7 protein-coding genes and 1 pseudogene are annotated in these 14,413 nt (G+C 37.3%); all 8 read left to right on the forward strand.

Translation table 11 applies throughout. From position 1 onward, the window contains the following. The first annotated feature begins 15 nt into the window (after window positions 1-15). The 8 genes and pseudogenes from LC048_RS02735 (at window position 16) to LC048_RS02770 (ending at window position 14,297) form a co-directional block, all read left to right on the forward strand. Window positions 16-3,420: a glycoside hydrolase family 31 protein gene (locus tag LC048_RS02735; RefSeq protein ID WP_306049385.1), complete on the forward strand. Its 3,405-nt coding sequence runs from the start codon at window positions 16-18 to the stop codon at window positions 3,418-3,420. 18 nt (window positions 3,421-3,438) lie between these two features. Continuing rightward, window positions 3,439-5,772 (forward strand): glycoside hydrolase family 31 protein, encoded by a 2,334-nt coding sequence (locus LC048_RS02740; protein WP_226601974.1) that lies wholly within the window; start codon window positions 3,439-3,441, stop codon window positions 5,770-5,772. After that, window positions 5,751-7,464, forward strand: a pseudogene (locus LC048_RS02745) (glycoside hydrolase family 13 protein). Before LC048_RS02740 ends, LC048_RS02745 begins: the two are co-directional and overlap by 22 nt. Before the next feature lie 427 nt (window positions 7,465-7,891). Then, window positions 7,892-8,164: a hypothetical protein gene (locus tag LC048_RS02750; RefSeq protein WP_226601976.1), complete on the forward strand. Its 273-nt coding sequence runs from the start codon at window positions 7,892-7,894 to the stop codon at window positions 8,162-8,164. A gap of 222 nt (window positions 8,165-8,386) precedes the next feature. Further along, entirely contained in the window at window positions 8,387-11,185 is a 2,799-nt protein-coding gene (locus LC048_RS02755) for a Z1 domain-containing protein (RefSeq protein WP_226601977.1), read from the forward strand. After that, window positions 11,182-12,180 (forward strand): PD-(D/E)XK motif protein, encoded by a 999-nt coding sequence (locus LC048_RS02760; RefSeq protein ID WP_226601978.1) that lies wholly within the window; start codon window positions 11,182-11,184, stop codon window positions 12,178-12,180. The genes LC048_RS02755 and LC048_RS02760 overlap by 4 nt, the downstream gene beginning before the upstream one ends. A 138-nt stretch (window positions 12,181-12,318) precedes the next feature. Next, window positions 12,319-13,344 (forward strand): DNA cytosine methyltransferase, encoded by a 1,026-nt coding sequence (locus tag LC048_RS02765; RefSeq protein ID WP_226601979.1) that lies wholly within the window; start codon window positions 12,319-12,321, stop codon window positions 13,342-13,344. After that, a complete protein-coding gene (locus LC048_RS02770) occupies window positions 13,344-14,297 on the forward strand; it encodes a HaeIII family restriction endonuclease (protein WP_226601980.1) in 954 nt (317 codons plus the stop codon). The genes LC048_RS02765 and LC048_RS02770 overlap by 1 nt, the downstream gene beginning before the upstream one ends. Window positions 14,298-14,413: the final 116 nt, after the last annotated feature.

Consider the following 14,413-nt stretch of genomic DNA (forward strand, 5'->3'; position numbering starts at 1 on the left):
TAAGGGGAGAGACACATGGATTCAAAAGCAATGTACAGCAAGCTGCTTAAAGCTCATGTATACCAGTTAAATAACGATTATCCATCCTCGGAAAGAATTCTTCTGAATCATAAACCTCAACTTGATAAGGACAGTATATATCTAATTGCTACCTGGCTATGGAATGTGCAGAACCATTTAAAAGAGACGAATAGTGAGAGCTTGAAAGAAGTTAATGTTCAACCTTACTTAACGTTTCTCCAGGATAGTTGGAAACAACCTTTTGAACGTATTTGGGGAGACGGCAAAAAAGATATGTATGTTTCGAACATTGCAATGGTATATGCGGCATTAACTCAATCCAAAAATAATCTACATCAATATGAACTCCAAAAAACAATCACGGAATTAAGAGATTTTGTCTTTGACTCTCTACTTTCAGGTGGGATGCTGCTTAATGCAGTGAATGAACGGCAAATTTCATTGGATATGCTTACAGCAGTTATGCCATATGGATTGTTTTCTCCAGAGGACTTAATTGTGGTCGAAGCAGTTGGTCAAATCGAAAGACAGTTAGTTAATAATAAAGGGGCACTAAAAACGATTGAAAGCAAGAAAGAATCTCCTTCAGCAACCGCGCTATTATCATTATATTTTTTGGAAAAGGGCAACTATGAAAAAGCGAATACATATTTAAACTTGGCACAAAGCCAGCTTGGAAAAGAGTCGACCGAGGAATCAGAGCTTGGTAAAGTGATTATTGAAATGATAGAACACTATAAAGTTGATCCAATAGAAGAGTACAAAATTGTACATACACCATACGGCAATCATAACATTTACGAACCACAGCTTACAGAACGCAGTCCACATGATCCGACAATCGAAGAGCCAATAACAGTAGCATGCCAGGTATGGCCTGAAGGAGAAGTAGATACGGTTTTATTAACATTAACCTCAGCTAGCTGTGAAACCGTAAAGACAAAAGAGTTGAAGAGAAAATATCTTGAGGATAAAAAAGTTTACATTTGGACTGGAACTATCGAACCCCTCACCCAGGAAGAGGAATTCAGTTATCATTTCTCTGCTTATAAAGGCGAGAGCCTTAAGGTGCAATCAGAGGGGTTTCCAATCACACCTCTAAAACGACGGGTACTGAATGAATTCCGCCTCTTTGAAAAGGCTGAGAGTGAAGTAGTCTTGTTAGCGAGAGATGAGGAAGGTTTTTCGCTACAGGTCAATCTGGGCTTCAATGAAGATCAGTTTTATATAAATATTGATTCAAATATTAATCAAGAATTCCTCCAGGAAGAATATGAAGCTCTTACCCTAAAATCCATGAACCAGGGATTTACTGTTGACCTGAAGTTAGATCCATTTTTTATTTGCATAAAAGATGCCAACAAAACACTTTTAGAGTCACATGATTTCCTTTCCTTTATTGAATGTACGACTGATAAGAATCGGCATATAAGGGATTTAAAGCTTAATTTCCATACACCTTTGAACGAAAGCTTTTATGGATTCGGTGAGAGATATAACGCTGTTGAGCAGCGCGGGAATATCATTGATTGCTATGTTTATAATCAGTATCGAGACCAAGGTACAAGGACTTATATGCCTGTCCCTTTTTACATCAGTTCACTGGGATATGGCTTGGTGGTTAATACCAACAGGTACACCCATTTTGACATCGCTCACTCATTGAAGGATGCCATGTCTATTAAGATAAGGATGTCAGAAAAACAACAAAGCACCTCGATTACCGCATTCTTAGGAACACCAAAAGAAGTGATTGAATCCTTTACTTCGAAAACTGGCAAACCAGTATTACCACCTGTTTGGGCATTTGGACCCTGGATGTCGAGCAATAACTGGGACAGGGACAGTCTGACCCGTTCAGAAGTTGAGAAAACAAATGAATATCAAATACCAGCAACTGTTCTAGTTCTGGAACAGTGGAGTGATGAAGCCACTTATTACATGTTCAATGATGCCCAATATGAGGTGAAGGGGAACGGAGAAAGTCATACTTACAACGAAATGGAGTTTCCTGAATGGGGACGATGGACTGATCCGAAGGGATTGTTTGAATACCTTCATGATAATGGGTTGAAAGTTCTTCTGTGGCAGATTCCGATTAAAAAATACTTGAACAGGCAAACGCATCCACAAAAAGATGCTGATGAAAAATACATGCTGGAAAATGGATATGTTGTCAAAAAGAAAGACGAATCTCCATACAGGATGCCTGAAGGCTGGTTTAAGGAAAGTCTGTTGATGGATTTTTCAAATCAAGAAGCCAAAGAATGGTGGTTTAGCAAACGGAAGTATTTGCTTGAAATTGGAGTGGATGGCTTCAAAACAGATGGTGGGGAGTTCGTGTTCGGAGACGAATTACTGTTTGCTGATGGGAAAACCGGCGACGAAATGCGCAACTTTTACCCAAATGATTATATAGAGGCGTACTACCAATTTGCTAATGACTTTAAAAGCGGAGATGTAATGACCTTTAGCCGTGCCGGATATATGGGAGCTCAAAACTTCCCGGCACATTGGGCAGGGGATGAAAGATCGACTTTTGACGCCTTTAAGCGGTCTTTGGCTGCAGGTATCACTTCTGGAATGTCAGGAATTCCATTTTGGGGCTGGGACTTAGCGGGATTCAATGGTGATATTCCAACGGCCGAATTGTATGTCAGATCTGCGGCCATGGCGGCCTTTTGTCCAATCATGCAGTATCACGCTGAAAGCAAAGGTGAGTTTAATCAGGATCGCACTCCATGGAATATTGCGGAGAGAACCAATCAAAAAATTGCTATTGAGGGATATAGATTTTATGCCAATGTCCGAATGAACTTGCTCCCTTACATTTGGAACGAAGCAAGAAAAACTAGTGAAACAGGAATTCCATTAATGCGCTCCTTATTTATGGAGAACCCCGAAGATCAACGTGGTGAAGGAGTATTCGACCAATATTACTTTGGGTCTTCTTTATTGGTTGCTCCTGTAACAGAAGAAGGTGCAACTTCAAGAAAAGTTTATTTCCCTGAAGGAACTTGGTTTGATTTCTGGAGCGGAAAAAGAATTATTGGTCCTGCCTATGAATTGATTGATTCACCACTTGATCATATTCCTGTTTACGTAAAAGAAGGGGCTGTAATTTTAACAAATGTGGATCAAACGCTTCAGTTAGGTTCTTGGGTTTCCAATGATATTACAAGTTATGTCAGACCATTATTAAGGATTTATTTAAAGGATGGATTATCCGAAAGAATCAATGACCACCTGAATAATCAATGGGTTGTTGACGTCATAGAAGAATCGGATAGATGGAAGATTTCAGTAAGTGGACCAGCAGAAGAATTTGATGTTTATCTTCCTGATGAAGCTAACTCTGAAGGAAAAGCTGTTTTTATAAATGGAAAGAAAAAAGCTTGAGTTCATGGAGGTATGAATGTGTTAGATACAACTAGTTTTGCTATCCTTCCAACCCAGGAAAAGATCGAAGGCGAGCCTAAATTACATGTCGGGTCAGTCAAATCTTTCGCGTGGAAAGATCATATGCTAACAGGCACTAATGAGCATGGTGAGTTTTTGATTTATTTTGCAGAAAAAAAGATTCCTAGAATCATCATAAATCCATTTGGAAAAGTAGACTCGGCATCGAGCATTGCTGTTTCACTTAAGCAAGTTCCTCATGAGGCATCGTTTCAGGAAACGAATGACCTATTAATGATTACCTGTGATTCGGTAAAAGTTGAGGTGACCAAAGTACCTTTCACAATAAAGATATCGAATGACCAAGGAACAATATTCCAATCGGGGAGTCCGTCAGCTTTTTATAAAAACAGTGGAGAAGTCTTTTTTGATGCACTGATGGAGACTGATGATGTCTTTTACGGATTTGGGGAAAAGACTGGATTCCTCAATAAGAGAGGTTCGAAACTGTCGATGTGGAATACGGACGTTTATGCACCGCACAATAAGGACACGGTCGAGCTGTATCAATCCATCCCATATTTTGCTGTACATAACAAGCAGAGATCTTATGGACTTTTCTTTGATAATACATTTAAAACCGAATTTGATACCCAGACCTACTCAAATAAATACAGGATGAGTGCCAATGGTGGGCAACTCGACTTCTACGTTTTTGCTGGTGAGAACTTAAAGGAAATCACTACCCTTTATACCGAGCTGACAGGAAAGATGAGTCTGCCTCCCAAATGGGCGATTGGATATCATCAGTCCCGCTATAGCTATCGATCAGAAGAAGAGGTCCTGGAAGTCGCTAATCGGTTCAAACAAGAAGGCATCCCGCTGGATTGTATATTTTTCGATATCCATTATATGAGGGAATATCGAGTATTTACCTTTGATAAGGATCATTTTCCGCAACCTGAAAATCTGATCTCTACCTTATTAAATAGCGGGATTAAGGTTGTGCCAATTGTAGATCCAGGAGTTAAAAAGGATGTTCAGTATCCTGTGTACGCAGAAGGGGTAAACAAGGGCTTGTTTTGTAAGTATCTTGATGGACAGATTTATTATGGGGATGTCTGGCCTGGAACGAGTGCATTTCCTGACTTTATGAATTCTGAGGTAAGGAATTGGTGGGGAAGTTTGCACAAATTCTATACCGATCTCGGCATTGAAGGAATTTGGAATGATATGAATGAACCGTCTGTCTTCAATGAAAGCAAGACCATGGATCTCGATGTGATGCATGATGTGGATGGAGAACTGAAACCGCATTTGGAGATGCACAACACCTACGGACTCTATATGAGCAAAGCAACTGCCGAAGGACTTTCAGGGCTACTCCCCGATAAACGTCCTTTCGTTTTGACCCGTGCTGGTTATGCGGGTATCCAAAGATATGCCACCGTCTGGACGGGAGATAACCGAAGCCACTGGGAGCATCTTGAAATGTCACTGCCAATGATTATGAATCTTGGCATATCAGGGGTTGCTTTTACTGGAGCGGATGTTGGCGGTTTCTCTTCTGACTGTACACCCGAATTGTTGATTAGGTGGACACAGGTCGGGGCTTTCATGCCTTATTTCAGAAATCATAGTGTACAGGACAGTATCCGCCAGGAGCCATGGGTTTTTGGTGAAGACACAACTGAAATAGTAAAAAAATACATCAAGCTGAGATATAAGTGGCTCCCTTATCTATATTCCCTTTTCCATGAGTCATCTCAAACGGGAGTTCCAATCGTTCGTCCTCTTGTGATGGAATATCCAGAGGATGAAAATACATTTAATATCAGCGATCAGTTCCTATTGGGGAGCAATGTCATGATCGCGCCTATTTTACGTCCGGGTACCACCCATCGGTCCATCTATCTTCCTGAGGGAGTTTGGTATGATTACTGGACTAAAGAATCCTATCAAGGTGGAAAGTATGTCTTAATAGAGGCCGCATTAGATAAGCTCCCAATCTTTATAAAAGAAGGAACTATTCTTCCTATGGGGTCAGAGGTTCAAAATACAACTGAAAATCAAATCCTTGAGATTGAAGTTTATGGTGGTGATAATGGGAAGTTCAGTTTGTATGAAGATGATGGAAGTTCCCATGGCTATAAAGATGGTCATTATTCCATCACGAATTTCCAAACTGATATGAATGACGGTTATCTGAGAGTTAATGTAAATATAAGTGGAGATAAGCAATGGAAAAGCCAAGTAAAAGGGATGAAGGTTTATGGCTACTCGGGAGACGTTAGGGTTGAGAATTTATCTGAAGTAAGGGAGCCGGAGAAATGGAAAATCGAGATACTGTAGTGGAAAAGGTAAAGAATGACCAACAATGGTGGAAAAAAAGTATTGTATATCAAATCTATCCTAGAAGTTTTTATGATTCCAATGGGGATGGTATTGGGGATTTGCAGGGGATTATCCAAAAGTTGGATTACTTAAAGGAGCTTGGCGTGGATGTGATCTGGCTAAGTCCTATCTATGACTCTCCAAATGACGATAACGGTTATGACATAAGGGATTACTACCAAATAATGAAGGAATTTGGAACGATGGAGGATTTGGATCATCTTCTTGATGCTGCTCATCAGCGAGGACTGAAAATCATCATGGATTTAGTAGTGAATCATACTTCTGACGAACACTCCTGGTTTGTAGAATCGAAGAAAGGCCCGGATAATCCGTATCGAGACTATTATGTTTGGAAGCCAGGAAAAAACGGAAAAGAGCCGAACAATTGGGGATCGATTTTTAGTGGGCCGGCCTGGGATTATGACGAAAATACAAATGAATATTATCTGCATCTTTTTTTCAAAAAAACAGCCTGACTTGAACTGGGAAAATCCAGCTCTAAGAAATGAAATTTACACCATGATGAAATTTTGGCTTGATAAAGGCATAGACGGTTTTCGTATGGACGTCATTAACTTTATTTCTAAGGTCCCTGATCTTCCAAATGGGGAGGTTAAAGAAGGTGCCATATATGGAGATGGAGGTCCATACTTCGTAAACGGACCAAAGATACATGAATACTTAAGAGAGATGAATGAAAAAGTTCTATCTCAATACGATATTTTGGCTGTTGGGGAGATGCCGGGAGCGAGTACTGCAGATGCGGTGATGTACACAAATCCTGAAAATAAGGAAATTAACATGATTTTCACCTTTGAACACATGGGCTTAGATAGTGGTCCTACTGAAAAATGGGATCTCAAACCTTTGAACTTGGTTGATTTAAAGGAGAATCTGACAAAATGGCAGACTGAATTGCATGGCACAGGTTGGAATAGCTTGTATTGGAATAACCATGACCAGCCAAGGATTGTTTCCCGGTTTGGTGATGACCAGGAGTACCGAGTGGAATCTGCCAAAATGCTTGCGACTTGCCTTCACATGATGCAGGGGACACCTTATATTTATCAAGGTGAAGAGATCGGAATGACAAATGTGAAGTTTGAATCGATCGAACAATATCAAGACGTCGAGACATTAAATATGTTCAGAGAAAAACGTTCTCTTGGAGTTCCAACAGAAGATATCATGAACTCGATTTATGTAAAAGGCAGGGACAACGCCCGGACTCCTATGCAGTGGAACGAACAAATTCATAGCGGCTTCACGAAAGGAACTCCATGGATCAAAGTAAATCCACGCTATAAAGAAATTAATGTAGAAGCCGCTTTAGCAGATAAAGAGTCTATTTTTTATCACTATAAACATTTAATCTCTCTTAGAAAGAAATTAGATGTCATCACAACCGGTGACTTCAATCTATTATTAGAGGATCATCCAAAGATTTTTGCATATGAGCGAAGAAGTGAGAATGAAAAGGTTGTGGTGTTATGTAACTTTAGCAGCGAGGAAATGTTTATTGAGGAAGAAATCTTTTTAACTGAAATGGCACAAGCAGAATTGATTGTACAGAATTATAAAGAAGTAGAACACGGTAAATTAAGGGCATATGAAACGTTAGTTTATTATCAAAAACGTAATTCATAACGAAAAAAGCTGCAAAACCAATTGGTTTTGCAGCTTTTTTGTTAGTGGAGAATAGGGGGCTCGAACCCCTGACCTCAACGCTGCCAGCGTTGAGATAAGCTTTTCCTACTTTACAATTTGGTTCCGTAGGGAGTGTTTTAATAGGCGTTCTTATTATATTTTAGTTAATATTTTGTCCTCTATTACGGAATGTTACTTTTTAAACTGTGACCAATATTGTGACCAAGCAAATTAATTTTTAATTCTTAATGGTGACTCCTAATAATTAAATTCACAAACCTTAATTATTGATATAACAAAGATTTATAAGGAGCCGGAAACTGTTATTTATTAGTGAGAAGGTAAAAGTTAAAATATTCAATTAATATATTTTATTCGCTAGATATTATTGGTAAAATAAATAAGTCAAAAACAAGGAGGCTAAATTATGACATTTGAAGAAAGAGTTAAGAATATTTTAGAAAATCGCCGGTATGGTCATCTCACAGATAGCCAAACTGTAGACCAGGTTTTTCAAGAATGGTTAAAAGAGCATAAAGCGATGGGGAAAAAATTCATTAATATGGACGAGAATGGTTTGGAAGAGGCTATTCGAGGACATGTAGTAAAATTGGGTGAATATGAAGATGCTGCAGAATGGGAAGAAACATTTGTGCAAAATGTTGAAGATGCCCATTCTGACTACGTAGTAACTAAATAAACAGAAAAGGATGCTCCTGTTTTTAAGGGGCATCTTTTTCTGTTTTTAGAGCAACTAGATTACCCAAATTCCATAATTACCAATTATTGCAATACATAAATTTATGCAATAACTCAAACACCTAAATATAATCTCGACCTTTAATAAAATGGCATGAAGATTCAAGGCCGAGCGAATGGAGAAATCGTAAATTAAATAATTTGTAAAAAAGGAGCTCTAAAAATGAAGACGATAAATACGGAACTATCTAGGTTAAAAACACTTCTTACTTTGTATTTAAAAGAGTATGAAGACTCAATTACTGAAGAAGAAGCTCTTCAAATAATAAATGATGTAATAACATCACATTGCACTATAAAAAAACTAAGTATTGATGAATATCTTAAGGAATTTCCATTTATGGTAAAACAACTGATGGAATATGCCTTGGACATAAAATTTGTTACAACTAACGAAGGAATAATATTGACCAATGATAACAAAGAGACAATTGAAGAGAAAACGAAGAGGTTGGAGGAAATGAAGTTAAATACCTCTTTTTGGAATCAATGGAATGCCTATTGTAGGCATATGATTGAAAACTATCATGTAAAGGAAAATGTAATAAAGAACTTGGATAATGATACTGATAAAATCCTACTCAACCTACCAATTCCAAGTGAAGAAGTAGAGTTTACTATTCGTGGACTAGTTTGTGGCTTTGTCCAGTCTGGGAAAACTCGAAATTATGCTGCTTTAATAAACAAGGCACTTGATTTGGGTTATGACATAATCATTATTTTAGCTGGTATACCAGTTATTTTACGGAACCAGGCACAAAAGAGGATGGAATTTGACGTAATAGGTATTGATACATTGACAGGCAGAAGGATTGGAATCGGTGAAAAACTGGAAAACGCTTCATTAGTAGAGCCTCTGACAAAAAGAGATAAGAAGGAACCACATGGTACAAAAGATTTAAATGGAGATGTTGGAAGAGAACGGATGCGTCATTTACCTCCTTACAATGGGAATAAGCAAATTATTTTTGTTGTAAAAAAGAACGTTGAAGGTTTAACTGCACTCTATACATGGTTAAAAGGTTTACCAATATTTAAGTCCGGCGTAAATAAAATAATTGACCAATCGTTGCTTATAGTGGACGATGAGGCCGACCACTGCTCAAATACAGGGGAAAAAACTGAAAAACCAAGTGCAATTAACAGGGAAATAAGAAAAATATTGGGTCTTTTTAGAAAAAACGCGCTCGTGGGCTATACCGCAACACCATTCGCTAATATTTTTCTAGACCCTACTGAAGGAGATGATTTATTTCCAAAGGATTTTATATTCTTAATGCAGCCTCCTATCAATTATATCGGTCCTTTTGAATTTCATGGAATCGATTATAATGGGTCTGTTATTAAGCGAATGCCACTAATGCGAAAAACAGATGAATTGGATTCGTTTAATGGGAAAACAATTCATGATTGGAACTATCCAGAATACGGTATTAATCCGTCTTTAAAAGTGGCTATAAATACTTTTCTCTTATCTGGCGCAATCCGACGGCTGCGAGGATATGGACACCAACACTGTTCTATGTTGATTCATATATCCACAAGTATGTCTTCTCATACTGATGTGAAACTTGCAGTTGAAAAATACCTAGATGAAGTAAAGAATAGCGTATTCAGTAAGGGAAAAGAAAATGATTTTTGGGAAGAAATTGAAAAATTATGGCTAGAAGATTTTATTGGAACCTCAAAAGAAATGGAAGAAATAGACTCAAATAAATTTGGTACGACAGTAGTATATGATATGGATTTTCATTTTAATGAAATAAAGTTAGAGATTGCTGAATTTCTTAAAGAACTAGAAGGGGTATACAAAATTAACAGTGATAAGGATGCAGATTTTTTAGATTATCATGGTTTTGAAAAGGAGAATGGAAGACCTCTAAAAGTAATTTGTGTAGGGGGGGCTACCCTTTCAAGAGGTGTTACTATTGAAGGGCTAACTTCCAGTTATTATGGTAGGAATTCTCTCCAAGTAGATACGGTTCTACAATGTGGTCGATTTTACGGATATCGAGATGGATATAGAGATTTAGTAAGAGTATATGCAAATAAGGAGATTCAACTGATTCTAAGAATGTCTGCTCAAGTTGTTTTTCAACTTATTACACAATTTAAGCAGATGGAAAAGAAAGGGGAAACGCCGAAAGACTTTGGTTTCTATATAGAAGATATGCTTCAAGGTTATTTAAAACCTACATCTAAAAAGAAGATGCGAAGGTATGAGGCAGTAGAAAGTTCTTTTTCAGGATTCGCCTCAGATATGGCCTCTTTTAAACTTGATGATAAGGTTTCGGAACACAATCAAAACGTAACGGCAAATTTTATTAGCTCATTAGGTACTCCATATAATGAGAATGAGATTAGTTGGCGTAACGTTGAATCATCTAAGGTAATAGACTACTTATTACAAATGAAAATAAGTAAATACTCTAGGTTTAGAGAAGCTCTGTTATTGAGGGACTATATAGAGGAGGTTAACCGGAAATTTAATCATCTAAAGTATTTTGATGTTGTGTTAGTTAAGACCAAGCGGACTAAAGGGGAAAACGACCTTCAAATAGGTCCGTATAATGTGTCTGCCGTTAAACGAAGTGCCAGCTTTGTAGAAGATGATTCAAATTATGCTGTAATTAATGGTGGACGTACAATATCAGGCACACATTTAAAATTAGGGCTAACTGAGGAACAGAGGAATCGTTATGATGAAATATATCCAAATGATAACTCTATAACCGAAAAAAAGGTACGGCCGATACGTGGTGAACATGGTTCAATAATAATATATACCTTTTGTCCTGACCATATTAATAATACTCTTAAACTGAAGAGTGAAGATAAACTTAAAATTGCTCCTATCGGATTTCATATTATGCTTCCCGAATGCGACAAATATGAAAATCGAAAAACAATGGCAAATCTTGTTTATTATTTAAAAAATGTGCTAGGCGGAAATGTAGTATGAGAAGCTTATGGGAAAAAATGCATGAATTAGATGCTAAACTTCCAACTACAGAAGCAATCATCTGGAAAAAGGTGAAGTCAAAAAAACACCATTTTTATGTTTTTTATAATAGGGTAACAAAAGAATGCCATTTTGCAGTTGAGCTCGTTGAATCTTCAAAACCAGATGTAGTTCTTCCTAAGTGCAAAGGTTTTCAGTTAGGTTGGAAAACTATACCATTTATTAAGGGAGCAAGATACGCCTTAACAATTACTTGTAGAGAAGAAAATAATTTTTCATTTTTCCTAAGAATAACAGAAGACTTAAAAAGCATTTTAGAAGATATAAATGAAGAAAAAAAAATGGTAGGTACTGCAATAAGAAGAATTTCCCTGTGGCAGGAATTCTTCTTAAAACATGGGGATAAGAATTTTTCTGTAGCTAAACAAAAAGGGCTATACGGCGAGTTAATTACTATTGAAAGGCTGAATGACAAATTATGGCTCCCTGAAATTATTTCTGCTTGGGTAGGTCCATTAAAAAATGTTCAAGACTTTCAGTTCTCGACTTGTAATATTGAAACGAAGGTAACAAGTAATAGCTTAATTCGAATTCATGGAAATAAGCAGCTTTCCACGAATAATCAACGGAACCTATACCTTCATATTATAAAAATAAATCCATCTGAAGTGAATGGAGAAACAGTAATTGAAGTCGTAGAGCGTTTAGCTTCGAAGATGCCAAAGGATTCTCTTATTTTGGAAAAATTTCATGAAAAATTGTTTTCTTATGGGTATCCGATGGGAGGCTTTGATAACCCTATACGCTTGGAAATAGAAAAGGAAAACTTTTATGAAGTAAAAAAGGGTTTTCCAAAGTATCCAGAAATAGGTGGTATCCCACATGTTGAATATGACGTTGACCTAGCATTTGTGGAAGAATTTAAGGTGGAGAAAAAGCAAATATTAACGACCTTAAAAAATCAACCAAACAAACAGCAGCCCAAAAGAGCCTAGGTACCTAGGTTCTTTTGTTTTTTTATAAAATATCTCATTTGTTGGAGTAATTCCTTTTATTTAAAAGTAATATTAGTTTATACTCCAAATAGAACATATATTCCCTGTTAAAAATAGATAGATTTGGAGTTGGATATAATGTCAAATAAAAGTATAATAAATAATAGTATTAACAGCTATGAGGTGAAACGCATGGAACAGGGTAAAAAGTTTAAAGTTGCATCATTATTTGCAGGTGCCGGTGGACTAGACAAAGGCTTAGACCAATCAGAGGGTTTCGAAACTATTTATGCGAATGATATAGATAAAGATGCTTGTCAAACTTTTGCCTCTTGGTCAGATGCCGAGGTAGTTTGTGGTAACATCAAAAAGATTGATGCAGATGATATACCCGATGTAGATATCGTTACTGGGGGGTTTCCTTGCCAGGGATTCTCGGCTGCTGGTCCCAGAAAGGTTCTTGATGTGAGGAACGAACTATATAAAGAACTTTCAAGAGTAATAGAAGCTAAACAACCATATGCTTTTATTGGAGAAAACGTAAAAGGTTTATTGACGCTTGGAAATGGCGATATCATGAATGCCATTGTAGAGGACTTTAGTTCAAAAGGGTATAACCTTTATTACCAGTTATTGAACGCAGCAGACTATGGTGTGCCACAAGATAGGTGGCGTGTAATTTTAATTGGTATTAGAAAAGATATTGATAAAGGATTTACCTTCCCTGAGCCTACCGGAAGAAGAGACCTATACGATGTCATAGGAAATATGCCAGAACCGAACCCTAATGATGTATGTCAAGCTCCTTACTCTCCTAGATATATGAGCAGAAATCGTAAACGTAATTGGGATGAGGTTAGCTATACTATTCCTGCTATGGCCAAACAGGTCACTTTACATCCAAGTTCGCCCGATATGATAAAGCTTGATAAAGATTTATGGGAGTTTGGCGAAGGAGTTACAAGGAGATTTAGTTGGCAGGAAGCAGCAGCAATTCAAACTTTTCCAGAAGGAATGGAGTTTGTAGGAGATTTAGTGAGCAAATATAAACAAATTGGAAATGCTGTTCCTCCTAAACTTGCGGAAGTTATTGCTAGGGAACTATACAGTACATTAATAGATGCATTAAAGGTGAGTAACAAGCATACAAAGGTAGTGGTTTAATGACGACCCAAACAAGAAACGGAAAAGCGTTAGAATACGCATTTCTTAAATCTCTTGAGAGTAAATTGAATGCTGAAAATGAAATTTTAATTGTCGAATCTAACCCATTGGCTACTGCTAGAACAGCATACCTCTCATTTGAAGAAGCGAGTAGAGAACAAATGGATTTAGCAGCAGATGCGGGTATTGACATACTTCTGCGATTAGAACCCCGTCTACACTTAGGAGCTAATCCTTTACAACTCACATTGCAACAAGATGCTGCCGGACAAGCTGGTGATGTTCGCGATGTTTTGGCAATTAGAAGTGCAGATGACTGGGAGATAGGTATTTCATGCAAAAATAACCACACTGCGTTAAAACATTCTAGATTGTCTCCTACAATTGATATCGGACGTTCGTGGTTTGGTTATCAATCAACTGACTCATATTTCAATGAAATAAGACCAATTTTTGAAGAACTTCAGTTACTAAGAGCAGAGGGAGTTAAGTGGAGAGATTTAACTGACAAAGCTGAGAGATATTACATTCCAATCTTAGAAGCGTTAATTAGTGAATTAAGACGCTTAGACACTATGTATCCAGGAGAAATTCCTAGAAGGTTATTAAGTTATCTTTTAGGGAGAAATGATTTTTATAAAGCAATTGTAAACACAAGAAGTAGAACCACAGAACTTCAAGGTTTTAATTTATATGGTACTTTAAATATGAGAGCAATTGGTAGAAACCCACAACTTAGAATGCCATTATTAAGATTACCTAGTCGAATTTATGAAATTCACTTTAAAGAAAACTCGGATAATACTATTATTATAGTTTGTGACGAGGGTTGGACAATCTCTGCAAGGATTCACAGTGCGAGCACCACAGTGGAGAGTTCACTAAAATTAGATGTAAAATTGATTGGATTGCCGCCAACTCTATACCGGCATGTTGAGCCTTGGAATATATAAGCGAAAGAGCGAGTGTGAATTTATTTCATACTCGCTCTTATAATTTAATTGTTATTTTTTATTCTCTCCAAAATTTTACGGGTTATTTCCTGCATCCTAATGAATAGCTTAGGTTT

It is taken from the genome of Mesobacillus subterraneus (assembly GCF_020524355.2).
Taxonomy (GTDB): domain Bacteria; phylum Bacillota; class Bacilli; order Bacillales; family Cytobacillaceae; genus Mesobacillus; species Mesobacillus subterraneus_C.